At 64.4% G+C, this 23,414-nt stretch carries 25 protein-coding genes; 21 read left to right on the forward strand and 4 right to left on the reverse strand.

Translation table 11 applies throughout. The annotated features are described in order from the left end of the window. Positions 1 to 49 precede the first annotated feature (49 nt). The 11 genes from F600_RS0114095 (at position 50) to holA (ending at position 10,173) form a co-directional block, all read left to right on the forward strand. Complete coding sequence (locus F600_RS0114095; RefSeq protein WP_018161264.1) at positions 50 to 1,324, forward strand: glutamate-5-semialdehyde dehydrogenase; 1,275 nt, start codon at positions 50 to 52, stop codon at positions 1,322 to 1,324. A 19-nt stretch (positions 1,325 to 1,343) separates the two neighbouring features. Then, positions 1,344 to 2,234 carry an AAA family ATPase gene (locus tag F600_RS0114100; protein WP_018161265.1) on the forward strand — a complete coding sequence of 297 codons (891 nt, stop codon included), beginning with the start codon at positions 1,344 to 1,346 and terminating at the stop codon, positions 2,232 to 2,234. Then, positions 2,234 to 3,640, forward strand: a complete 1,407-nt coding sequence (locus F600_RS0114105; protein ID WP_018161266.1) for a VWA domain-containing protein — start codon at positions 2,234 to 2,236, stop codon at positions 3,638 to 3,640. The genes F600_RS0114100 and F600_RS0114105 overlap by 1 nt, the downstream gene beginning before the upstream one ends. A 25-nt stretch (positions 3,641 to 3,665) precedes the next feature. Beyond that, positions 3,666 to 4,277 (forward strand): nicotinate-nucleotide adenylyltransferase, encoded by a 612-nt coding sequence (gene nadD, locus F600_RS28335; RefSeq protein WP_018161267.1) that lies wholly within the window; start codon positions 3,666 to 3,668, stop codon positions 4,275 to 4,277. Positions 4,278 to 4,312: 35 nt separating this feature from the next. Continuing rightward, positions 4,313 to 4,675: a ribosome silencing factor gene (gene rsfS, locus F600_RS0114115; RefSeq protein ID WP_018161268.1), complete on the forward strand. Its 363-nt coding sequence runs from the start codon at positions 4,313 to 4,315 to the stop codon at positions 4,673 to 4,675. Further along, the gene (locus F600_RS0114120; protein ID WP_040631388.1) at positions 4,657 to 5,316 is read left to right on the forward strand and encodes a histidine phosphatase family protein; all 660 of its coding nucleotides are present in this window, start codon (positions 4,657 to 4,659) and stop codon (positions 5,314 to 5,316) included. Before rsfS ends, F600_RS0114120 begins: the two co-directional genes overlap by 19 nt. Further along, positions 5,306 to 6,028, forward strand: a complete 723-nt coding sequence (gene octT / locus F600_RS0114125) for a diglucosylglycerate octanoyltransferase (protein ID WP_018161270.1) — start codon at positions 5,306 to 5,308, stop codon at positions 6,026 to 6,028. Before F600_RS0114120 ends, octT begins: the two co-directional genes overlap by 11 nt. Then, positions 6,025 to 6,858: a DegV family protein gene (locus F600_RS0114130; RefSeq protein ID WP_018161271.1), complete on the forward strand. Its 834-nt coding sequence runs from the start codon at positions 6,025 to 6,027 to the stop codon at positions 6,856 to 6,858. The genes octT and F600_RS0114130 overlap by 4 nt, the downstream gene beginning before the upstream one ends. A gap of 95 nt (positions 6,859 to 6,953) precedes the next feature. Beyond that, positions 6,954 to 7,748 (forward strand): helix-hairpin-helix domain-containing protein, encoded by a 795-nt coding sequence (locus tag F600_RS0114135; protein WP_018161272.1) that lies wholly within the window; start codon positions 6,954 to 6,956, stop codon positions 7,746 to 7,748. Then, positions 7,745 to 9,223, forward strand: coding sequence for a ComEC/Rec2 family competence protein (locus F600_RS28340; RefSeq protein WP_018161273.1), 1,479 nt, complete (start codon positions 7,745 to 7,747; stop codon positions 9,221 to 9,223). The genes F600_RS0114135 and F600_RS28340 overlap by 4 nt, the downstream gene beginning before the upstream one ends. Then, the gene (holA, locus tag F600_RS0114145; protein WP_018161274.1) at positions 9,220 to 10,173 is read left to right on the forward strand and encodes a DNA polymerase III subunit delta; all 954 of its coding nucleotides are present in this window, start codon (positions 9,220 to 9,222) and stop codon (positions 10,171 to 10,173) included. The genes F600_RS28340 and holA overlap by 4 nt, the downstream gene beginning before the upstream one ends. 186 nt (positions 10,174 to 10,359) lie before the next feature. Here holA and F600_RS0114150 read toward each other — a convergent pair whose 3' ends face one another. Beyond that, on the reverse strand, positions 10,360 to 10,827 hold the full coding sequence (locus tag F600_RS0114150; RefSeq protein WP_211220071.1) for a MarR family winged helix-turn-helix transcriptional regulator: 468 nt from the start codon (positions 10,825 to 10,827) through the stop codon (positions 10,360 to 10,362). An 80-nt stretch (positions 10,828 to 10,907) separates the two neighbouring features. Here F600_RS0114150 and F600_RS0114155 point away from each other — a divergent pair, with 80 nt between their 5' ends. Both F600_RS0114155 and F600_RS0114160 read left to right on the forward strand, forming a co-directional pair. Then, entirely contained in the window at positions 10,908 to 11,300 is a 393-nt protein-coding gene (locus F600_RS0114155) for a YybH family protein (RefSeq protein WP_026306535.1), read from the forward strand. Positions 11,301 to 11,529: 229 nt separating this feature from the next. Beyond that, complete coding sequence (locus tag F600_RS0114160; protein ID WP_026306536.1) at positions 11,530 to 12,513, forward strand: NADPH:quinone reductase; 984 nt, start codon at positions 11,530 to 11,532, stop codon at positions 12,511 to 12,513. Positions 12,514 to 12,803: 290 nt separating this feature from the next. Here F600_RS0114160 and F600_RS28345 read toward each other — a convergent pair whose 3' ends face one another. Together F600_RS28345 and rpsT are read right to left on the reverse strand one after the other, a co-directional pair. After that, a complete protein-coding gene (locus F600_RS28345; protein WP_081628845.1) occupies positions 12,804 to 13,226 on the reverse strand; it encodes an MmpS family transport accessory protein in 423 nt (140 codons plus the stop codon). Positions 13,227 to 13,321: 95 nt separating this feature from the next. Further along, positions 13,322 to 13,582, reverse strand: coding sequence for a 30S ribosomal protein S20 (rpsT, locus tag F600_RS0114170; RefSeq protein WP_018161279.1), 261 nt, complete (start codon positions 13,580 to 13,582; stop codon positions 13,322 to 13,324). 222 nt (positions 13,583 to 13,804) lie between these two features. Between rpsT and F600_RS0114175 the strand changes: the two genes are divergently transcribed. The 5 genes from F600_RS0114175 to F600_RS0114195 all read left to right on the forward strand — a co-directional run bounded on the left by F600_RS0114175 (position 13,805) and on the right by F600_RS0114195 (position 19,424). Beyond that, positions 13,805 to 15,448 (forward strand): circularly permuted type 2 ATP-grasp protein, encoded by a 1,644-nt coding sequence (locus F600_RS0114175; protein WP_018161280.1) that lies wholly within the window; start codon positions 13,805 to 13,807, stop codon positions 15,446 to 15,448. Beyond that, a complete protein-coding gene (locus F600_RS0114180; RefSeq protein WP_018161281.1) occupies positions 15,435 to 16,403 on the forward strand; it encodes an alpha-E domain-containing protein in 969 nt (322 codons plus the stop codon). Before F600_RS0114175 ends, F600_RS0114180 begins: the two co-directional genes overlap by 14 nt. Further along, positions 16,400 to 17,245 (forward strand): transglutaminase family protein, encoded by an 846-nt coding sequence (locus F600_RS0114185; protein WP_018161282.1) that lies wholly within the window; start codon positions 16,400 to 16,402, stop codon positions 17,243 to 17,245. The genes F600_RS0114180 and F600_RS0114185 overlap by 4 nt, the downstream gene beginning before the upstream one ends. Positions 17,246 to 17,346: 101 nt before the next feature. Further along, a complete protein-coding gene (locus F600_RS0114190; RefSeq protein WP_018161283.1) occupies positions 17,347 to 17,898 on the forward strand; it encodes a type 1 glutamine amidotransferase domain-containing protein in 552 nt (183 codons plus the stop codon). A gap of 47 nt (positions 17,899 to 17,945) precedes the next feature. Beyond that, positions 17,946 to 19,424: an FAD-dependent oxidoreductase gene (locus F600_RS0114195; protein WP_018161284.1), complete on the forward strand. Its 1,479-nt coding sequence runs from the start codon at positions 17,946 to 17,948 to the stop codon at positions 19,422 to 19,424. 3 nt (positions 19,425 to 19,427) lie between these two features. Here the strand turns inward: F600_RS0114195 and F600_RS0114200 are convergent, their stop codons facing one another. Further along, positions 19,428 to 19,940 carry a type II toxin-antitoxin system PemK/MazF family toxin gene (locus F600_RS0114200; protein ID WP_018161285.1) on the reverse strand — a complete coding sequence of 171 codons (513 nt, stop codon included), beginning with the start codon at positions 19,938 to 19,940 and terminating at the stop codon, positions 19,428 to 19,430. 52 nt (positions 19,941 to 19,992) lie between these two features. Here F600_RS0114200 and lepA point away from each other — a divergent pair, with 52 nt between their 5' ends. The 3 genes from lepA to F600_RS28350 all read left to right on the forward strand — a co-directional run bounded on the left by lepA (position 19,993) and on the right by F600_RS28350 (position 23,413). Beyond that, positions 19,993 to 21,867: a translation elongation factor 4 gene (gene lepA, locus F600_RS0114205; RefSeq protein ID WP_018161286.1), complete on the forward strand. Its 1,875-nt coding sequence runs from the start codon at positions 19,993 to 19,995 to the stop codon at positions 21,865 to 21,867. 274 nt (positions 21,868 to 22,141) lie between these two features. Then, a complete protein-coding gene (locus F600_RS0114210; RefSeq protein ID WP_018161287.1) occupies positions 22,142 to 22,657 on the forward strand; it encodes a hypothetical protein in 516 nt (171 codons plus the stop codon). A gap of 168 nt (positions 22,658 to 22,825) precedes the next feature. After that, on the forward strand, positions 22,826 to 23,413 hold the full coding sequence (locus F600_RS28350) for a hypothetical protein (RefSeq protein ID WP_018161288.1): 588 nt from the start codon (positions 22,826 to 22,828) through the stop codon (positions 23,411 to 23,413). Position 23,414 lies beyond the last annotated feature (1 nt).

A 23,414-nucleotide genomic window follows, 5' to 3' on the forward strand; every position in this document is an offset into this window, starting at 1 on the left:
ATCCGAGCACGGGCGGCTGTCTGTTCTCGCGAGTAGTTACCCTGTACCTATGACTGCAGTTGTCGACTCGAAGCACACCACTGACGCGGTTCGCGAAGCCGTTCACGGGGCTGCTCGTCGCGCGCGGGTGGCGTCTCGAGTGCTGGCTCAACTGACCACGAAGGACAAAGACGACGCGCTGCACGCAGCTGCAGACGCGCTCCTCGCGGCGGCGGCTGAGATCCTCGCGGCCAACGAAGCGGACATCGACGCGGCGCGCGCGGGTGGCACCGGAGAGTCGCTGCTCGATCGTCTGCGCCTGACCCAGGCGCGCGTCGAGGGCATTGCGTCCGGTCTTCGGCAGGTCGCGGGTCTGCCGGACCCGGTCGGTACGGTCGTACAGGGCTCGGTTCGGCCCAATGGCCTCGAGATGCGCCAGGTTCGGGTGCCGATGGGCGTGGTCGGCATGGTCTACGAGGCTCGTCCAAACGTCACCGTCGACGCCTTCGGTCTCGCGCTCAAGTCGGGCAACGCGGCACTCCTTCGAGGTTCGTCGTCGGCGCGTCGGTCGAACGAAGCTCTCGTCACCGTGCTCCGTCGCGCGCTCGAGGAGCAGGGGCTGCCCGCGGATGCCGTCCAACTGCTGCCGAGCGAAGACCGTTCCAGCGTCATCCACCTCATCCAGGCGCGCGGGCTCGTCGACGTCGTGATTCCGCGCGGAGGCGCTGGCCTCATCAACGCGGTCGTGCGGGACGCGCAGGTTCCGACGATCGAGACCGGCACGGGCAACTGCCACGTGTACATCCACTCGGCCGCGGATCTCGACATGGCCGAGAACATCCTCATCAACTCGAAGACCCGTCGCCCGAGCGTGTGCAACACCGCCGAGACGGTCCTGATCGACCAGGCGATCGCAGACAGCGCGGTTCCGCGGATGATCGCTGCGCTCGAGGCGAAAGACGTCACCATTCACGGTGACCTGCCTGGGCTCGTTCCGGCGACCGACACTGACTGGGCGGATGAGTACCTCTCGCTCGACATCGCGCTCAAGGTCGTTTCGGGCATCGACGAGGCCATCGAACACATCAACGAGTGGGGGACCGGGCACACCGAGGCGATTGTGACGGGCGATCTCGCGGCCGCGCGGGCCTTCACGTCGCGTGTCGACGCGGCGGCGGTCATGGTCAACGCATCGACGGCATTCACCGATGGCGAGCAGTTCGGATTTGGTGCAGAGATCGGCATCTCTACCCAGAAGCTACATGCGCGTGGTCCGATGGGACTGCCGGAACTCACCACGACCAAGTGGGTTGTGTGGGGAACCGGGCAGACACGTCCCGTCTGAGTTCTAGGGCAGGAGAAACGTGGACAAAGTAGTCCCTCAATCACGTCCGATCTTCGCTTCCGTCGAAGACGCGGTCGCCAAGCTCGGTGCGACTGGCTATCTGGTGAACACCGCGACCGCGACGGCGGTGTTCCTCGCGGATCGGCTGGGTAAGCCGCTGCTCATCGAGGGGCCGGCCGGCGTCGGCAAGACTGAGCTGGCCAAGGCCGTCGCCGAAGTGGCGAAAGCAGAACTCGTTCGCCTGCAGTGCTACGAGGGCGTCGACGAATCGCGTGCGCTCTATGAGTGGAACCACGCGAAGCAGATCCTGCGTATCCAGACCGCCGCGGCGTCAGGTGGTACGTCGTGGGATGAGGCGAAGTCCAACGTCTTTGCCGAGGAGTTCTTGCTGAGCCGCCCGCTGCTCACCGCGATCCGGCGCGAAGACCCCACGGTTCTGCTCATCGACGAAGTCGACAAGGCCGACGTCGAGATCGAAGGCCTCCTGCTGGAGGTCTTGAGCGATTTCTCCGTGACCGTCCCTGAGCTCGGCACGATGCACGCGGTGCGCAAGCCCTTCGTCGTTTTGACGTCGAACGCGACGCGCGAGCTGTCCGAAGCGCTCAAGCGGCGCTGTCTCTTCCTGCACATCGACTTCCCGGACCCCGACCTCGAACTGCGGATTCTCAACCACAAGGTCCCGGAGCTCTCGGAGGAAGTCGCTGAGCACCTCGTGCGCGTGATCGGCGTGCTGCGCGGGATGCAGCTCAAGAAGCTGCCGTCGGTCTCCGAAACCATCGACTGGGGTCGCACGCTGCTCGCGCTCGGGATGAACACGCTGTCCGACGCTGCCGTGAAGTCGACGCTCGGCGTGGTGCTCAAGCATCGCAGCGATCAAGACATCGCTGCCCGAGAGCTGAAGCTCAACTGATGTTGACCGAACGGGCCGGCCTTCCCGGGCAGCTGATCTCGTTCGTCACCGAACTGCGGACCCGCAACGTGAACGTCGGGACGGGCGAGACGGTCGATGCCGGCCGCGTGCTGTCGGTGCTCGATCTCTCCGATCGTGAAGTGGTCCGCGAGGGCTTGGCGTGTGCCTTGATTCGCCGCCCGATGGACCGCCCGGTGTTCGACGCGCTCTTCGATCTCTGGTTTCCGCCAGCGGTCGGGCAGCGGTCGAGCGACGTCGAGATGGATCTGCCCGAAGGCGACGACCGCATGGAGGAGATTCGCGACCTCATCGCGGACTACCTCGTCAAGGATTCGCCCGAGATCGATCCGCTGATCAGTGAACTGGTCGGCGAATTCGGCGAATACCAAAGCGGCTCAGGTGGTTCCGGACCGAATGGAAGTGGTGGAAAGTCGTATTCGGCGTACCAGACCATGCAGGCGATCTCGGCCGATCAGTTGCTCTCGAAGCTCATTGACGGGTTGTCCCGCCCGGGCGATGCCTCCGCGGAGTTCGGCAACGCGTTAGCCGGGCGCGCGGCGCAGGCGATGGTGGCGAACTTCCGGAAGAAGGTCGAGGAAGAGGCTCGGCGTCGGGTCGCGGAGGTCAAGGGCCGCGATCGCGTCGCGAAGTATTCAGTGCCGAAAAAACTCGATGAAGTGGTGTTCCTCAACGCCAGCGAGGCCGAACTTCAACAGTTGCAGAGCAGCGTGTCTTCACTCGGACGACTGCTGGCCGCACGGCTGGCGATGCGTCGTCGCCGGGGTGCCCGCGGCACGATCGACCTGCGCCACACGCTGCGGAAATCGCTGTCGACCGGTGGCGTCCCCATCGACCTGGTTCGTAAGAAGCCCCGGATTTCGCGTCCCGAGCTGGTAATTCTGTGCGATGTCTCCGGGTCGGTCGCCGGTTTCAGCCAGTTCACGATGCACCTTGTCGGATCGCTGAGCCGTCAGTTCTCCAAGGTGCGGATCTTTGCGTTCGTCGACGCGATCGACGAGGTCACCGAGCTGTTCACCGCCGACCACGCACCGAGCGAAACCCTCACGCGGATGATGGACGAGCACGACGTCGTGGCCTGGGGAAACTCGGACTACGGCGAGGTTCTCAAGCAGTTCCGGCGCAAGTTCCCGGACGCCGTGACCGCGCGCAGTTCGCTCATGATTCTGGGTGACGCTCGCACGAACTATCGCAATCCCGAGCTCGACACCCTGCGCGAAATGGTGGCGGTCGCCAAGCATGCGTACTGGCTCAACCCCGAGAACCGCGACTGGTGGGGGCAGGGCGACTCGGCCGCGCTCGAGTACGAGAAGGTCATCGAGATGTACGAATGCAAGTCCGTGAAGCAGCTCACGGCGTTCGTCGGTGATCTTCTGCCTGCTCGGTGATGTTCGTTCGTTAGGCTCCTTGCTCATGCGGATTGGCGTGATGGGCGGGACCTTCGATCCCATCCACAATGGGCACCTGGTCGCGGCCAGCGAGGTCGCGAACCGGTTCGAACTCGACGAAGTGATTTTCGTGCCGACCGGGCAGCCGTGGCAGAAGGCCGATCGGCACGTGAGTTCCGGCGAGGACCGCTATCTCATGACCGTCATCGCGACCGCGTCCAACCCGCGATTCTCGGTGAGCCGAGTCGACGTCGATCGTGGCAAGCAGACCTACACCGTGGATACCCTGCGGGATCTCCGCGATACGCATCCGAAGGCTGAGCTGTACTTCATCACCGGGGCCGATGCGCTGGCCAACATCCTGTCGTGGCAGAACTGGCAGGACATGTTCGACCTCGCGAAATTCGTCGGCGTCACGCGCCCGGGATACGAATTGAGCATCGACCATCTCGCCGCGCACCTGGAATCCCTGCCTGAGGGCGCTCTCACATTGATAGAGGTACCGGCTCTCGCGATATCGTCAAGTGACTGTCGAGTGCGCGTGAGCGAAAAGCGGCCTGTTTGGTACCTCGTGCCGGACGGTGTGGTTCAGTACATCGCCAAACGCCGGTTGTATCGCCGCCACGACCGACGGTGACTACACACGAAAGCCCTGAGGGAAGGTAACACCACGTGACTGCCACGGAAGCCGCGATCGAAGTCGCCCGAATCGCTGCGCGCGCTGCGGACGAGAAGATCGCGACCGACGTCACGATCCTCGACGTTTCCCAGCATCTGGTCATCACCGACTGCTTCGTCATCGCGTCGGCGCCGAACGAGCGCCACGTCAACGCGATTGTCGACTTCGTCGAGGAGAAGCTGCGCGAGGCCGGCGTCAAGCCAGTGCGTCGCGAAGGGGAGCGCGACGGTCGGTGGGTCCTTCTCGACTATGTCGACGTCGTCGTTCACGTCCTCCACGGCGAGGAACGCGGTTACTACGCCCTCGAGCGCCTGTGGAAGGACTGCCCGGTTATCTCATGGAACGGCGACGAGTGACGGCTGGGACGGACGTCCGTCGGCTCATTCTTCTCCGGCACGGGCAGACCGAATGGAATGCCGATGACCGGATGCAGGGGCAGATCGACACTCATCTGACGCCTCTCGGCCGCGCTCAGGCGGTCGAAGCCGCCCGCGTGATCGCCATGATGAACCCGTCGATCATCGTGTCGTCGGACCTGCTGCGGGCGTTCGACACGGCCACCCAGATCGGACACCTCACGGGTTTGGAAGTGCTGACCGACAAGCGCCTGCGCGAGACGCAACTCGGTGATTGGCAGGGACTCAGCCACTCTGAGGTCGACGCGCAATTCCCGGGCGCTCGCTTGGCGTGGCGTGCGGACCCGACGATGGCGCCTCCCGGCGGCGAGAGTCGCGTTGAGGTCGCACATCGGTCGGTGCCGGTCATCGAGGAATTGCTGGCGACGCATCCCGAATGGGCGTCGGGTCCGGTGGTCTGCGTTGCACACGGCGGGTTGATCGCGGCCCTCACCGCTGCGCTGCTTAATCTCCCGGTCCCGAACTGGGCAGTTTTCGGTGGACTTGGAAACGCCAGCTGGGTGCAGTTGAGTCGCCGCGGTCACCATTGGCGTCTCGATGTGTGGAACGCATCGGCACGGGTGGCGTCCGATGTCCTCTAGGGGAAAACTCCTGGTCCTGGCCGACTCGTTGGCCTACTACGGCCCGAAGGGCGGTCTGCCCGCCGACGACCCTCGAATCTGGCCGAATCTCGTTGGGCGCGAATTCGACTGGGATGTCGAGTTGATCGCCCGGATTGGCTGGACCTGCCGGGACGCGTACTGGGCGCTGGTCCAGGACCCGCGTGTCTGGGCTGCGGTTCCGCATGCGTCCGCAGTTGTGATCGCTACCGGAGGCATGGACACACTCCCGTCGCCGCTTCCGACGGCCTTGCGGGAGCAGATCCGGTATGTCCGGCCGGCCGCGTTGCGCCGCCGCGTTCGTGATGCGTACGGCTGGCTGCAGCCACGGTTGTCACCTCTCGGCTGGCCGGTGGCGCTTCCACCCCACGTGAGCGTTGACTACCTCGAACAGATTCGCGCAGCGCTGTCGGCGCTGCGCCCCGAGCTGCCGATCATCGCAACGTTGCCCGCGGTGCACCAGTGCGCTGCCTACGCCAACGTTCACGTCGGCCGCGAGCCCGCCGTCCGCCGGACCACAGAATGGGCGACCGCACATGATCTTCCGCTGGTTGACCTGAAGCCCCCGGTCGACGGTCACGTCGGCGGGCCAGACGCGAACCCCGATGGAATCCACTGGGGCTGGCAGGGCCATGAGAACGTCGCCCAGGCGATGATCAAGGCGATCTCGGCAGTTGAGACAGCCGCATTATGACGGTCGTCGTGGTGACGGATACGTCGGCGAACATCGATCCGCTGGAAGCTGAACAGCTCGGCCTCATCATCGTTCCGCTCCATGTGGTCGTCGATGGCGAGGAGTTGCGGGAAGACGTCGACGAGGTGCCGGACGACATCGCCACGCGCCAAGCCACGACCGCTGCGGCTTCCCCTGGGGAGCTCCAAGTTGCTTATCGGCGGGCGCTAGCGGCCAGCGAGGGCAGCGGTGTCGTCGGGATTCATATCTCGAGCGGACTGTCGGCGACGTACATCGCTGCCAAACAGGTCGCAGGGCAATTCGACGGTCAGGTTCGCGTGGTGGATTCGAAGACCGCAGGCCTCGCGGTCGGGTTCGCGGCTCTCGCCGCGGCACGAGCGGCACAAGCCGGAGCCGACCTCGATGAAGTGCGAAAGATCGCGCTGACGACCGCCGAGCGGTCCAAGGCGACCTTCATGGTCGACCGTCTTGACCACCTTCGTCGCGGTGGTCGGATCGGCCCGATCACGTCGTTCGTCGGCAACGCGCTGTCGATGAAACCGGTGCTCGAGGTCCACAACGGCAAGCTTTTCCTGGCTCACAAGGTGCGGACGCAGTCGAAGGCGTTGGCGAAGCTCATCGACATGACAGTCGAGGCCTGCCCGCACGGTGCGTTGGATATCGGTGTGCAGCACGTGGATTCGCCCGGTCAAGCGGCCGACTTGGCGACCACGCTGGCGGAGCGGCTGGACTCGGAACGCGTGCGTATCGCGCACTTCGGCCCGAGCCTCGCAATTCATCTCGGACCTGGAGCGGTCGCGGTGATCGTGGTGCCGAAGGTCGCCGAGTAGGAGTCTTTACCCGGTCTCGGGCTATCCACAGGTAGCCCTGCGTCCGCGCCTTTGCGGCGCCCGCCGGACCGACGCCGTCGATAGCGTCCCGTCTTGTGACGACGACAGAGGACCGCGAACTCACCCGGCGCCGGCTCCGTGCGCTGACTGCATCATCGCCGGCCGACGCATCCCCGGCCGCGGCCTCGCCGGCCGACCCAGACGAGGGTCGTGTTCCGGACTGGCTTGAGGCTGAGCCGGAGGAGTCGCCGTCGAAGCGTTGGCTGCCGGAGCGACTGCGCACGGCGCGACTCGATCCCGGGCGCCGCGGGACGCTCGCGCTGGCCGGCCTCGGCGCGGTGATCGCGATCGTGGCCGCAGCTCTCGTCCTGCGGCAACCACCCGAGCGCGGCCCGGTGCCCGCGGTCATGCCGGTCTCCGCTGCGACCGCGTCGAGCACGGTGGTGCCCACGGACATCGTCGTCAGTGTCGTTGGGTTAGTGCTCGATCCTGGGCTGGTGAAGCTCAAGCCCGGCGCGCGCGTCGCCGACGCCATCGAGGCTGCGGGCGGGTCCGCGCGAGGTGCTGACCTCGTCGCGCTCAATCTTGCGCAGCGCCTGAACGACGGCGATCAGGTTGTGGTCGGGTCGGCGTCCGGCGGCAGCAATCCCAGCGCCGTGCTGTCTGCGGGCGGATCGTCGGGTCCCGGCGGTCAGGGCGCGAAGGTCAACCTCAACACTGCGACGGAGGCCGAACTCGACGGTCTGCCGGGTGTGGGTCCGGTGACCGCGGCGTCGATTGTCGAGTACCGCAAGAAGAACGGCCGCTTCGATTCGGTCGATCAGTTGGCCCAGATTGAAGGCATCGGCCCGAGTCGGCTGAGCAAACTACGGGATCTCGTGACGGTATGACCCAGGTCTTTGATGGCCGGCTGGTGTTTCCGGCGTTGGCGTCGTGGCTGGTGGCCGTGGCGGTGATTGCGTGCGGTTGGCGAATCGGGATGATTTGTGCGGCAGTGGGATTGGGTGTCGTTGCGGTGGGCATGCTGTTCTCGAGGGCCCGCGAAGCGATTCTTGCAACGATTGTTCTGGCGTTTGCGGTCGCCGTTTCCGTCGCCTGGCGCGAGGCCGCGGTGTCGACGCATTGGCTCCGGATGACGGAGCCGGGATCGGATGTCGAAGTCGTCGTCGAGGTTCGTGACGACCCGAAGCTGTCGGGTGGCACCGTCACCGTCGCTGCCAATGTGGGGTCGGTGGCTGTCCGCATTATGGCGGCGGGTCGAACGTGGCGGGACGTGATGCCGGGGGAGACGGTTCTCGTGCGCGGGACGGTGGCCAAGCCCACGCGCAGGGATCTCACCGCGGGGACGATCCGGGCGAGCGGGGCACCACAGCTGATTCGCGAGGCCCCCTGGTACCAGCGTCTGGCGGGGCACATTCGGGAGCGGTTCGCGGTCGCGGCCTCGGATGCGCTGCCGGCGGACGCCGCCGGGTTGCTTCCTGCGTTGGTCGTGGGGGACATGTCTCACGCACCCGGAGACGTCGTCGACGACATGAAAGCAGCCGGACTGTCGCATCTGACGAGCGTCAGCGGGGCGAACTTCGCGATCCTGTTGACCGCAGTGTTGGCCCTGGCACGCGCGGTCGCCGTCGGCCCGAAGTCGACCGCGGTGTTGTGCGTGGTTGTGCTCGGGTTCTTCGTAGTTCTGGCGCGCCCGTCGCCGAGTGTGGTGCGCGCCGCTGCCATGGGTTCGATCGGAGTGCTGGCGCTGGTCATCGGCCGGTCCAAGCAGGCATTGCCCGCGCTCGGCGCGGCGATCATCGTACTGATCGCGATGGATCCCGCTCTCGCCGTCTCGGCTGGCTTTCTGTTGTCGGTGGTGGCCACCGCGGGTCTGATCCTCGTTGCGCCGGGGTGGAGCGAGTCGCTCCGGGAAAGGGGAGTGCCGCGGTTCATCGCCGAGACCGTGGCGGTCGCATCGAGTGCCTACGTCGTCACGCTGCCGGTCATTGTCGGCCTGACGGGGACGGTGTCGGTCGTCAGCGTCGTTGCGAATGTCCTGGTAGCGGCGGTCGTCGCGCCGGTGACGATCCTCGGTGCGGCGGGCGCGGTTCTCGCGGTCGGGTGGGAGCCGTTGGCGGTGCTGGTGATCCGACTGACCGGCCCGCCGCTGTGGTGGCTCCTGAGCGTCGCACGGTGGGCGGCGGGAGTGTCGTGGGCGTCGTTTCCCGTCCACGACGGTGTTTTCGCCGCAGTGTCGGCCGCCATTGCTGTTGCGCTGGCGCTCCTGGCGATGCGGATACCTGTTGTTCGGAAGGTGGCATTCGTGTCGGTACTGGGTTGCCTTGCAGGTCTGTCGGTGGCGCATGCGACGATCGAACAGTGAGTGACTCCCCGCAGGTTCATCTCGTCCTTGGTGATGAGGACTTGTTCGTCGAGCGCGCGGTGAGCAGCGTCGTGGCCCAGGCCCGTGCCGGGCAGCCTGATATGCCGGTCGATCGTGTTCGGGCGGGCGATGTCACCCCAGCTGAACTGGCCGAACTGCTCAGCCCGTCCCTGTTCGCGGATTCTCGCGTCGTCATTCTCGACGACGCCGACGAGGCCGGCAAAGAGGCCGTGGCCGCGATCGAAGAGGTCGTCGCGGACGTTCCAGAAGGCATCTCGCTCGTCATTGTCCACAGCGGGGGCGGCCGCGCGAAGTCGATGGTCGGGACGTTGCAGAAGGCCGGCGCGCAGACCTACGACTGCAAGAAGCTCAAGTGGTCCAACGAGTTCGAGGGATTTGTCCGCAACGAATTCCGCAACCACCGCGTGCGGGTGACCAACGAAATCGCGGCGGCGATCGTCGACGGCGTCGGTACCAACGTCCGCGAACTCGCGGCGGCGGTCTCGCAGCTGCTATCGGACACGGGCGGCAAGGTCGACGTCGCTGCGGTCCGGAAGTACTACCAGGGCAGCGCTGAGGTCAAGGGATACGACATTGCCGACCGGGTCGTCGAAGGAAACCTGAAGGCCGCGCTCGAAGGGCTGCGGTGGGCGATGTACAAGGGCACGCCGCACGTTGTTCTCGCCGACGCGATCGGCGAGGCGATGCACCGTCTCGCGCGCACGCACGCTGCTGGCCGGGTGAGCGCCATGAGCCTGGCGTCGACGATCGGCGCGCCTCCGAAGGCGGTCGAACGACTTCAGAACGAAGCTCGGTATTGGAAGTCGAGCTCGATCGCTGAGGCGCTCAAGCTCGCGGCGAAACTCAACGGCGACGTCAAGGGCGGGGCGTACGACTCCGGCTATGCGCTCGAATCGGCGGTGCGAAAGATCGTGGCGCTGCGTTCGTGAGGTCGTCAGTCAGGCTTGATCGGTAGATCGGGGCAGAGGGTCGTGTACGGGATGTCAGGGGAGACCCATTCTTTCCACTGCTGGTGCGATGGGTTGGTCCGTCAGAATTTCGCCAGCTTCGGCCGCAGCCGGGGTGACCGCAGCGAGCGCGTTGTCGAGTCCGGCCCGGATCTCTACATTCTGCTGTTAGCTGCGCGGGGGTTCTAGATCGTTGACGACCTTGCGGAAGACGTCGGCAATGGCCGTGACCTGAGCGACCGTGGCGTGGCGCGTGAAATGGTCGCGAACTCCTCTGGCGTGCGTGCGCCACGCGGCCTCAAGAGTTGCGAACCCCTCATCGGTGAGAACGACCAAGGTGGCGCGTCGATTGTTGGGATCGACTTCACGTCTGGCGAAGCCGCTGCGCTCGAGGTTGTCGACGATTCGGGTTAGCCCGCTCGTGCTGTAAACAAGGGCTTCGGCGAGGTCCTTCATGTGGAGGCGCCGTTCGGGCGCTTCCGACAGCTGCACGAGCGCGTCATAGGTGAGCAGATTCAACCCGTGTTCGGTGCGTAGATCACCGTCGAGCTTACGTTCGAGCAGCGCGTGAGCGCGCAGCCACTGACGCCACGCGACCTCATGTTTCCGAGGCATCGTCAAATCTTCTTCGGCCACCCGGAAATACTAGCGCGAGGACAGTTGTTATAGATATAGTCCGCATAGGGATAATCCGCACACGAACAATGGGAGCGAAGATGAGCAGCAGTGATGTGGCAAAGATCCGCGAGGTCCTCGACCGGTACGCGACGTCGTTGAACGACTCCGACGCTGAGGTGGCGGTCGCTCAGTACGCGGCAGACGGCGTGTTCTACCCGTACAACCTGCCGACCGCGACGGGAACCGGCGAGCTGTTGGCTGCCTACCGACAGATCTTCAACACGATCAAGCTCAACGTCGCGTTCACCGTGCACGAGGTCGTCGTCAACGGCGACCTGGCGTTCGCCACGACCGACTCCAAAGGTCAGGTGAGTGTTCTCGAACCGGGCATCACGGTGGATGAGGCGAACCGCGAGGTCTTCGTGTTCACCCGCGGCGGTGGCGAGTGGAAGATCGCCCGCTACATGTTCAACAAGTCAGAGGCCGCCTGACCCTCGACGTCAGGTGCGGGGCCGGTTGCCACGCCCACCGATAGTGCTGGCGAGCCAACGACCGTGACAGCGCAGCGGGCTGATGGCAGCACGATCGACCTGGAGATGTCATTGTCAGTGCTACGTGCTTCTGATGGGACGTCGCAGGTGCGCTTGCCGCGATCCGTACGGCCGGGCACCATCGCCCACTGATCTCCTACGAACCCACCGACACCGAAGGACACGCCTGATGCGAGCAGCTTGGTACGACAATCGCGGACCAGCACACGAGGTTCTGGTGCTGGGGCAGCTGCCCACACCCGACCCCGGGCCGGGTGAGGTTCGCATCAAAATGCGGTACTCCGGCATGAGCCCCGGGGACGTCAAGAAACGTTCCGGCTGGTTAGGCTCGCCAATGCCGTTTCCGCGAGTGATCCCACACAGCGACGGTGCTGGCGTCGTCGACGCGGTCGGGCAGGGAGTCAATCGGAGCCGCATCGGGGAAACCGTCTGGTGTTACGGCGCTCAGTCCTACCGTGCCTTCGGGACGGCTGCCGAGTACACCGTTGTACCAAGCGAACTCGCCCTGACACTGCCAGATGACGTCTCACCCGAGATCCTGCAGCAGGCTGCAAGCCTGGGTATCGCTGGGATCACCGGGTATCGCGCTGTCTTCGCCGATGGGTCCGTCAACGGACTCAATGTGCTCGTCTACGGCGCCGCCGGCGGGGTCGGGTCCATCGCCACACAAATGGCGATCCGCGACGGGGCGTCTGTGACCGCTGTCGTGCGCACTCCAGAACAGCGGGAAATCGTCCGCAGCTTCGGCGTCAAAACGGCGCTTCACGACAGCGACCCTGATCTCGTCGAACGCATCCGCCAGGCCTCTCCAGGGGGCATACACCGCGTCGCCGACGTCGACTTCAACGCCCACATCGACATCAACGCCGAGGTCATCGCTGTCGGCGGCGTCATCAGTGCCTACTACTCCAGCAACGACCGGCCTCGGATCCCGTACTGGAAACTCGGCTTCGCCGACACGACGCTTCGTCTGCTGGGCAGCGACGACTTCCCACCCGCCGTAAAAGCCGGTGCGGCAACCGAACTCACTCAGGCACTCGTTGCCAGGCAACTGAAGGTCACCATCGCAGAGCGACTCACGCTCAATGACATCGCCGTCGCCCACGAACTTGTGGAACACGGTACGAGCGGGAAAGTCGTCATCAGCATCTGAGGGCAAAGCCACGACCAACACCAGATCCGCAGCGGTGCCACTGTTATTCGCGGATTGCGCGCGTGGCTCGGATCTGTCTGAGGTGGGATCGGGCTTGGCCTGCGGGGAAACCGGCCGCACTCGGTGTCGAAGCGCAGTATCTGCACCGAAACCAAGCTTCTTCGGGCCGCGTTTCCCAACCATTAGGCCGCGTTTCCCAACCATTAGTCCGAGCTCGTCGGTGCTGACCGGGCAACGGCCCACCGGTTGACCGACGGGATGCTGTGCTATCGAACAAGCGCCCGCTGACGCTACGGCGTGTACGAACAGTGCGCGCTGCCACCCGGCGGCTCCGACGCCACCTCTTTGTCGTTGATCAAGATGCGGCATCCAACGTCTGAGCCGCCCACGATGACGACCTGGTAGACGAGCACGTCGCCGGGGTCCGGGAACTCCGCGGACCAGGGGAGGTCGACGTTCGTTTTGCGGTCCGCCTTGCCGTTCTCGCCGGGGTCCCAGTCGATCGAATAGGCGGTACCGCTTCCGGAGACTTCGAAGCGAACGGTTCCCGTCGGTTCCGTGGACGTCGAGGTTTCCTCGGTCGTCGTGGCTTCCGCGGTGGTGGCTCTCGAGGATTCGCCCACCGCCGTCCCCGATTCCTTTCCACAGCCCGCCACAAACCCAGCAACAGCGGCGAGCGCGGCCAACAATGTCATTGATTGCCGAGTGGACATCGCACCTCCCGAGGTCGGCTGAGTCTCAGCCTAGGCACGCAACAAAAAATCGGGCAGGGTCCGTGGTGGACCCTGCCCGATCGTGAAGCTTGGAATTACGCCTTGTTGAGGGCGGTCGCCATGGCCGACTTCTTGTTGGCAGCCTGGTTGGTGTGGATGACGCCCTTGCTGGCGGCCTTGTCGAGCTTGCGGCTCGCCGACTTCAGCAGGTCGCCGGCCTTGTCGGTCTCGCCAGCGGCGACGGCCTCGCGGAACTGACGGATGGCCGTCTTCAGCGCCGACTTCACCGACTGGTTGCGCTGACGAGCAGCCTCGTTGGTGCCGATCCGCTTGATCTGAGACTTGATGTTTGCCACGCGTGCTGTCCTTTGTGTTCCGGCTAGGTGCCGGTCTGCCCGGCGGGTGGGGGTAAGTGGGCGGCGAGGTGATGAACCACGACTCTGCCGACGCATCAGATTACCAGCCGTGATCGATTGACCCAAACCGTGAGAATCCGGAGCCGAACTGGTACCGCTGTCGCGCAAATTTTACGTGGCTAAAACAGCGCTGTTTCCTCGCCTGTAGAAGCATGGGTACCCATGAGCACCCGAACGCCTCCACCCCGAGGTTCGCTCGCGGACGCCGCGGCCGCCGTCTTCGACGGATACAACGAGGCAAAGCACTTTGAACGTGCCTTTGACGAGATGTTCCTCGACGACGGAACGGTACGGAAGGCGTACAAGGGCATCTACGACGCACTGGCTCCATCGGAACCAGGCGATTTGGGGGCTCGCGCTGAAGCGCTTGCCCGAGCCTTCGTCGACCAAGGCGTCACATTCTCGCTGTCCGGCCAGGAGCGACCATTCCCGCTGGACCTCGTTCCGCGCGTGCTGGCGGCCGCGGAGTGGTCGAAGCTGGAGCAGGGCATCAGCCAGCGGGTCCGGGCTCTCGAGATGTTCCTCGCCGACGTCTACGGCGAGCAGCAGATCCTGCGCGACCTCGTGATTCCGAAGCGGCTGGTGACGTCCTGCCAGCACTTCCACCGCGAGGCGGTCGGATTCGCGCCGGCGAACGGAGTCCGGATTCACGTCGCCGGCATCGACCTCATTCGCGACGAAGCGGGTGACTTCCGCGTCCTCGAAGACAACTTGCGCTCGCCGTCCGGCGTCTCCTACGTCATGGAGAACCGCCGAACCATGGCGCGCGTCTTCCCGGACCTGTTCACCTCGCACCGGGTTCGTGCGGTCGGCGATTACGCAAGCCACCTCTTGCGTGCGCTCCGAAAGTCCGCGGCCTCGAACGTCGCCGACCCGACCGTCGTCGTGTTGACACCGGGTGTCGCGAACTCGGCGTACTTCGAGCATTCGCTGCTCGCGCGCCAGATGGGCGTCGAACTCGTCGAAGGTCGCGACCTGTTCTGCCGCGACAACACGGTGTACATGCGGACGACGGCAGGGGAGCGCCAGGTCGACGTCATCTACCGGCGAATCGACGACGACTACCTCGATCCGATGCACTTCCGTCCGGACTCGGTGCTAGGCATCGCCGGCATCCTCAACGCGGCTCGCGCGGGCAACGTGGTCATCTCCAGTGCGGTCGGTAACGGCGTCGGCGACGACAAGCTCACCTACACGTACGTGCCCACGATCATCGAGTACTACCTCGGTGAAAAGCCACTGCTCCAGAACGTCGACACCTATCGCTGCTGGCTCGAGGAGGAGTGCGAAGAGGTCCTCGACCGGATCAACGAGCTGGTTATCAAACCGGTCGAGGGATCGGGCGGCTACGGCATCGTGTTCGGACCCACAGCCACCCAGAAGGAGCTCGACCAAATGTCCCGCAAGATCAGGGGCAATCCGCGGGACTGGATCGCGCAGCCGGTCGTGCAGCTGTCGACCTCGCCGACGCGCGTGGGGGACAAGCTCGTGCCGCGGCACCTCGATCTGCGGCCGTTCGCGGTCAACGACGGCGACAGCGTCTGGGTTCTTCCCGGCGGCCTCACTCGCGTCGCGTTGCGGGAGGGTTCGCTCGTCGTGAACTCGAGCCAGGGCGGCGGAAGCAAGGACACCTGGGTACTCGCGAATCCATTCGTGAGCACCGAGCGTGAACTCGGCGGCGGTGAATTCGTCGGTGACGCACCAGAAGTCGGCGAGGCAGTGCAAGGGCCCGAGCTCACGTCATCCCAGCAGCAGCAACAGCAGCAGCAAGGCCGGATCGAGGAGGGCACCGATGCTCGCACGTAACGCGGAGTCGTTGTACTGGATCGGGCGCTACGTCGAGCGCGCCGATGACACCTCGCGAATCCTCGACGTTGCGGTGCACCAACTGCTCGAAGACGCGACGGTCGACCCGGACCGCATGTCCCGGCAGCTGCTTCGCGTCCTCGGCATCGAGCCGCCAGAGGGCGTGCTCGATGTGTGGTCGGTGACCGAGGTCGTCGCGTTCAGCAGGGAAAGCAGCAATTCGATCGTCAACTCGATCACCGCGGCTCGGGAGAACGCGCGCGGCGCCCGCGAGGTGACCTCGACCGAGATGTTCGAGTGCCTCAACACGACCTACAACGCGCTCGGTGATCGGGAGCGGGCCGCCAAGCGTCTCGGGCCGCACGAGTTCTTCCGTTTCATCAAGGAACGCGCCGCAATGTTCGCCGGCCTCACGGACTCGACGATGAGCCGCGACGACGGCTACCGATTCCTCCTGCTGGGCATGTCGATCGAACGGATCGACATGATGGTGCGACTTCTGCTGTCGCGTGCGGGAGACAAGACTTCCTCGCCGGCGTGGGTCACGCTGCTGCGGTCTGCAGGCGGCCACGACAGCTATCTCCGCACCTACCGCGGCGTTCTCGATGCGGCACTGGTGACCGAGTTCATCATGCTGGACCGGCTTTTCCCGAGGTCGGTGTTCCATACGGTGCGCGTTGCCGAGCGCTGCCTGCTCGAACTCGATCAACGGCCGGCTGGCTGGGTCGGTTCGCGACACGAGGCGCAGCGACTGCTCGGCCGGGCGCGGTCGGAACTGGAGTTCATGGGTGAAGGCGAGCTCATGAACGGACTTGCCGACCGTCTCGTTGCACTGCAGCAGACGTGCCGTGCGGTTGGTGAATCGATCGCCCTGCAGTACTTCCACGCTGCGCCCTGGGTGGCGTGGGTGGATTCGTCGGCGCGAACCGGCGCATTGGTGGAGGGAGAAGCGTGACCTGGCGTATGCGTGTGGTGCACACGACCGAGTTCGAGTACGACCACCCGGTGGTGACGTCGTTCAACGAGGCTCGGGTGACGCCCCGCGGAGACACCCGGCAGAACGTCATCCTCAATCGTGTCGAGACATCTCCCGCGACCCGTGGTTACCGGTATCTCGATTACTGGGGCACTGCGGTCACGGCATTCGACCTGCATGCGCCGCACCTGCAGCTCATCGTGACGAGTTCGTCGGTCGTCGAAACGGACCGCAGTTGGGTGCCGGCGGAGTCGGAGGCGTCATGGGAGGATCTCGCGACCGATGTGGTCGCTGACCGGTACCACGAGCTATTGGTCCCGAGCCGCTACGTGCCCCGCGATCGAAAGCTCACCGCGATAGCGAAGACCCTGATGAAGGGCGCGAACCCGGTGCAGGCCGTCATCGCGGCAGTGAACTGGGTGCATGCCGAGATGGAGTACGAAGCGGGTTCGACGTCGGTGCACACCTCGGCGGTCGAAGCGTGGGCGGACCGCAAGGGTGTCTGCCAGGACTATGCCCACCTGACGTTGGTTCTGTTGCGCACCATGGGAATTCCGTCACGTTACGTGTCCGGCTACCTGCATCCGAAGAAGTCGGCCGAGATCGGTAAGACCGAAATCGGGGAGAGCCACGCCTGGATCGAGGCGTGGACGGGATCGTGGTGGGGCCTCGACCCGACGAACAACACCCCGATCACCGAGCAGCACGTGACTGTCGGAACGGGCCGTGATTACTCCGATGTGGCGCCGCTGAAGGGAATCATCTCGGGCGGCGGTACGGCGGACTTGAAGGTGACCGTTGAGGTGACGCGGCTGGGCTAGACGCTCTGCACCCTGACGTTGGTTCGTCCGCGCCGGAAAACCAGCGTCAGGGTGCAGCGCGGTGGCTGTTTGGCCGCAGGTCCGCCGGGTACGCGGCTGTCATGACCTCACCCACTCGTTCCTTGATCGGCCTCAAAGTCGCGATTCTCGCCACGGACGGCGTCGAGGAGGTCGAACTCGTTCAGCCTCGGGATGTGCTCTCGGCGGCAGGTGCGACGACCCAGTTGGTTTCGGTGCACCTCGGCCAGATCCAGGCGATGAATCATGACGTCGAGAAGGGAAACTCCTACGTCGTGGACCAACTCGTCGGCGACGTCACGCCCGACGACTTCGACGCTTTGCTCCTGCCTGGTGGGACAACCAATCCCGACAAACTCCGCCGCAGTCCAGAAGCGGTCGACTTCGTGAAGGGATTCTTCGCCCGCTCGAAGCCGGTCGCCGCGATCTGCCACGGGCCGTGGATGCTCGTCGAGGCGGATGTCGTTCGCGGGCGAACCCTCACGAGCTACCCGAGTATTCACACCGATATTCGCAACGCCGGCGGGGAAGTGACGGACGAGGAAGTGGTCGTCGACGATCAGCTCGTCACGAGCCGGAACCCGCAGGATCTGCCGGCTTTCTGCACGAAGATCGTCGAGGTGTTCCGGGCCTGACTGTCGAACTGACCCAACTGGGCTGACGTTAGGCCCACACTGTCGTCATGGCTGATGCAGGCGTCACGACGACACCGGATACGTTCGAGCTCTGCGTCGTCGGTGCGGGCATCGCCGGTCTCAATGCCCTGGTTGCCGCGACCAAGTACCTCGGTCGGAACGACCGCGTTGTTCTGGTGGATGCACGCCAGCGGCCTGGCGGCATGTGGGTCGACACCTACGACTACGTCCGGTTGCACCAGCCACACCGGATCTTCACCGCTGGCAACATCGCGTGGCGGCCCCGCCGCGAGCCAAGTTATCTCGCCGCCAAGACAGAAGTGCTCGACCACCTGCAGCATTGCGTCGATGTCGCACGGCACAAGGTCGACCTCACCGAACAGTTCGGCTGCGAATACCTCGATCATGAGGAAGCGGCCGGATCGATTCACGTGCGGTTCCGCGCGCCGGACGGTCAGGTGCGCGTCGTGACCACCAAGCGGCTGATCAAGGCCTTCGGGAACCGCGTGCTCCCGAGCAGTCCGTTGTCGTTGTCGAGTGCGAACGTTCGCTCGACGACGCCAGAGCGGCTGACCGCTGAGTCCGAGGAACTGACCGCCAGTGTCAGCCCGGTCTGGATCATCGGCAGCGGAAAGACCGCGATCGACACCGCGCACATGCTGTTGACGGCCGATCCCGGGCGGTCGGTCAACATGGTCGCCGGATCGGGCACCTTCTTCTCCCGGCGCGAGACGTTCTTCCCGACGGGCGTGCAGCGCTGGGTGGGTGGAACGCGCATCAACGCCATGCTGCGAGAAACCGCACTTCGGTTCGACGGCACCAATGAAGACGACGTCGCGCGCTGGTTCCAGGAGACCTACGGCCTCAACCCGGCCGGTGCTGCCCGACAGTTCTTCAGCGCCTATCTGTCGGAACAGGAGTGCACGACAGTGCAGTCTGGGCTGGACCACGTCGAGGCGGGTTATCTGGCCGATGTGGCTGATTCGCCGGCTGGCCCGGAACTGGTCTTCCGGGACGGGAGAAAGCTGCCCATCCCGGCGGGTAGCTGGATCGTCAATTGCACGGGCTACCTGGTCCGGACGCCACACCCGTATGAGCCATTCGTTTCCGAATCGGGGAACGTCGCATCTGTGCAATTGCGGTCGTGCGTCACGGGCCCCTTCACCTCGTTCGCGGGGTATTACGTCAGCCATCTGATGTTTCGCGAGAAACTTGGCACCGCAGGCCTTTACGAACTTGACCTAGAGGCGCTCGGGGAGAAGTCCAGGACGGCCCTCATGTATGCCGCCTTCACGCAGTCGCTGCTGAACCTCGGGATCGTCGCCGGTGCCCTGCCGAACAAGGTCATCTTGGATTGCGGGTTGGACTTCGATCGCTGGTATCCAGCACCGCGCCGAATGGCCGGGGCGATCGGTTTGCTGCTTACTCAGCGGGCTGACCGGAAGCACTGTGTGTCCGCCCTGACGGCGCTGTCCGAGAGATTCGACGTTCGCTTTGGACGGGTACAGGTCGGGGGCTCGGCCTAGCGGTTAACGCCGCCAGCGGTACTCGTTCACCAATCGCACCGCGACCTGCTCGAACGCCACCTTCCCAAGCACGGCACCCTCGCGCCGAATACCGGCCTCCGGCACGTCGAGCACCCGATCCAGCCGAATCCAACTCGGCCGGCGCTCGGCATCCCATTCGCCTTCGCCGAGGTACATCCAGTTCGGGTCGGCCTCACGCCGGGGGTTCGACGACAGCATCAAGCCGAGAAGTTTCGGGCCGATCCGGCCGACGACGAGAACCGGGCGGTCCTTGCCCTGAGTGGCATCTTCTTCGAACGTGACCCACGTCCACACGACTTCGCCGGGGTCGGCTTTGCCGTCGAGGTCGGGGGAGTACGCGATGCGACGCGCACGCTCTTCAGTCGGTCGCGCATTGGAAGCGACGGGGCGGCCCTGCTTCGTGGGCGGTTTCTGGAGTTGGCCAATGAGCTTCGGACCCTGCTGGACCACGAAGTTGCCGAGATCACGCCCGAGGGAGCCCCAGTTGATCGCCATAACCTCTGAGGATAGTCACGCCCTTGAACTGTGAGATTCTGTATGCACCCCTGTGAGAGAGGTACAGACGATTTCCACGTTCGCCGACACGACGTTCACGGACCCGAGCCAGATCCGGAACTTCTGCATCATCGCGCATATCGACCACGGCAAGTCCACGCTGGCCGACCGGATGCTCCAACTCACCGGTGTCGTGGCCGAACGTGACATGCGCGCTCAGTACCTCGACCGCATGGACATCGAGCGGGAACGCGGAATCACGATCAAGGCGCAGAACGTCCGACTTCCATGGACCGTTCGCGAGGGTGAGCACAAGGGCGAGAACTTCGTTCTGCACCTCATCGACACACCCGGCCACGTCGACTTCACGTACGAGGTCTCCCGTGCACTCGAGGCATGTGAGGGCGCGATTCTGCTGGTCGACGCTGCGCAGGGCATCGAGGCGCAGACGCTCGCGAACCTCTACATGGCTCTCGACAAAGAACTGGAGATCGTCCCGGTTCTGAACAAGATCGACCTGCCGGCGGCTGACCCGGAACGCTATGCCGAGGAGATCGCGCACATCATTGGCTGCGAACCCGACGACGTGCTGCGCGTATCTGGCAAGACCGGCATGGGTGTTCCAGAACTGCTCGATCACGTGATCCGTAAGGTGCCGCCGCCCGTCGGTAACGCTGATGGGCCCGCGCGCGCGATGATCTTCGACTCGGTCTATGACACCTACCGAGGCGTCATCACCTATATCCGTGTGGTGGACGGCAAGCTGTCGCCGCGCGAGAAGATCAAAATGATGTCGACGGGCGCAACGCACGAACTCCTCGAAATCGGCATCGTGTCGCCGGAGCCGAAGCCCACTCAGGGCCTTGGCGTCGGTGAGGTTGGTTACCTCATCACGGGTGTGAAGGACGTTCGGCAGTCGAAGGTCGGTGACACTGTCACCTCGATGCGCAACGGTGCGACGGAGGCTCTCACCGGCTACCGCGAGCCGCGGCCGATGGTCTACTCGGGTCTGTATCCGGTGGATGGCTCCGACTATCCGGTGCTGCGTGAAGCACTCGAGAAGCTTCAGCTCAACGACGCAGCGCTGGTGTGGGAGCCGGAGACCTCGGTCGCGCTGGGCTTCGGATTCCGGTGTGGATTCCTCGGGCTGCTGCATATGGAAATCACGCGGGAGCGGCTCGAGCGTGAGTCCAATCTCGATCTGATCAGCACGGCCCCGAACGTCGTGTACCGAGTGGTCGGCGAGGATGGCTCGGATCGGGTTGTCACCAACCCCACGGACTGGCCGTCGGGCAAGATCCGCGAAGTCCATGAACCGGTCGTGAAGTGCTCGATCCTGACGCCGAGTGAGTACATCGGCACGATCATGGAGCTGTGCCAGTCGCGCCGCGGCGAGCTGGGGGGTATGGACTATCTCTCGGAGACGCGCGTCGAGATGCGGTACACGTTGCCGATGGGCGAGATCATCTTCGACTTCTTCGACTCGCTGAAGTCGCGCACCAAGGGTTACGCGTCGCTCGACTACGAGGAGTCCGGCGAACAGGTTGCCGATCTCGTCAAGGTCGACATTCTCTTGCAGGGTGAGGCCGTTGACGCGTTCTCGGCGATCGTGCACCGCGACTCCGCCGCCGCGTACGGGAACAAGATGACCACGAAGCTGAAGCAGCTCATTCCACGTCAGCAGTTCGAGGTGCCGATCCAGGCCGCTATCGGCTCCAAAATCATTGCGCGCGAAAACATCAGCGCAATCCGTAAGGACGTCTTGGCGAAGTGCTACGGCGGTGACATCACCCGTAAGCGCAAGCTGCTCGAGAAGCAGAAAGAGGGCAAGAAGCGCATGAAGACGATCGGTCGCGTCGACGTGCCGCAGGAGGCCTTCGTCGCTGCGCTGTCGTCCGAGGCGGGTTCGGACAAGCCGAAGAAGTAGCTCAACGGCCAAGGGACCTGACAGTCTTTCCATCGAAATATGTTGATGGCGAAGCTGTCAGGTCCCTTGGCCGTTTCGCATCGAACGATGCGTCAAAACGTGACACGCCGGTGACCCTGCCGACACGCGGACCGCCACCTGCTTGCTTAGACAAAACTGTGCAAGGAACTAGGCTCGTGACGTTGGTCACGCTAAGTTGAGGCAGCGTGCTCTAGCGCAGAACTAGTGGTCGGTGCATCGATGCACCCGGACGACGAGGTTTGTATTGGCTGTCATGAAGGTTTCGGCCGGCGTTGCCGCTGGCTACCTCTTGGCACGTGACGAAAACGTTCACGGCGCCGCCAAGAGTGCAGGCACCAACAACGCTGTCGTCAACGGCATGAAGCGTATCGGTGCAGCCGCGCAGCAGGCGGAAGCCGCGCTCCAGCGCGTCGACACCATGGCTGACCACGCGAGCAACGTCATGACCGAGGTATCGCAGCTGGTAGGCGTTGCGGAGCCGATGTTTCGGGACCTTGATGAGACTCTCGCCATGGCCCGCGCCGAACTCAGTGGCCTTACCGAGATCCGCGCTAACGTCGACGAGGTTTTCGCCCGCGTCGACCAGATCATCGGACTCATCGAGTTCTTCTTGACGCCGGCCTTCATCGCGCGGCGGAAGATCGAGGAACTGTGCGAGACGCTCGATTGGATTCGTTCCGGACTGCGTCGGCCCAAGCGCCGCACGCCGGCCCGGCCCACGCATGTGGCCCAGCTCATTCCGATCACGGAAAGCCGATTGGCTGGCTGACCTGCCAAAACTCTCTCAAACTGCCCGGCACACAAGTGCCGGGCAGTTTGCGTATCTGCCTGATCGGGTAGGCCGTGGGGGTGAAGGTTGAGGGCTGTCCAGCGCTGGACAGGCTCACAAATGCACAACCGAATGAGTCGGATTCGACCGACTCGAGAAGGTGATGTGATGTCCGAAGAGGGCAACAACTCTGAGAATGCAACCGCCGGAAGCACGCTGAACCGATACGCCAATGTCATTGCGGGCAAGGCTCAGGAAACCGTGGGCACGGTGATCGGGGACGGCGAGATGGCCGCGCGGGGAAAGCTTCGAGAAGAAGCCGCCCAAGCCAAGAGGGCCGCCGCTCGATCCGATACGCGGGCCGCGGACGAAGAGCGGGCAGCTGCCGAACAACGTCGTGACGCCATCTATGCCGACCGCGAAACCATGGCGGACGCGGAACGGGAATTCGGCAAGAAGCAGCGCGAGATCGCCGAGGATGCAACGACTGCCGCTGAACAGATTGCGGCACAGGAACAACGCGCCCTCGACGAGAAGCTCGAACGCATCGAAGGCCGCGCGGCGACCACAATCTGGCGGGTCGCCGAAGAGGCTGATCAGAAGTCGAGCGAAGCTGCCGCAGAGCGTTCATTTGCGGACGCGGAGTATCGCCGGCTGATTAACGAGGCGGAGATCGCCGAAGAGCAGGCCAAAGCACATCGCGAAGAAGCGGCCATTTATCGCCGCTTTGCCGACAAAGCCACGAAGGGACACTGAT

This window comes from Smaragdicoccus niigatensis DSM 44881 = NBRC 103563, assembly GCF_000380645.1.
GTDB classification, from domain to species: domain Bacteria; phylum Actinomycetota; class Actinomycetes; order Mycobacteriales; family Mycobacteriaceae; genus Smaragdicoccus; species Smaragdicoccus niigatensis.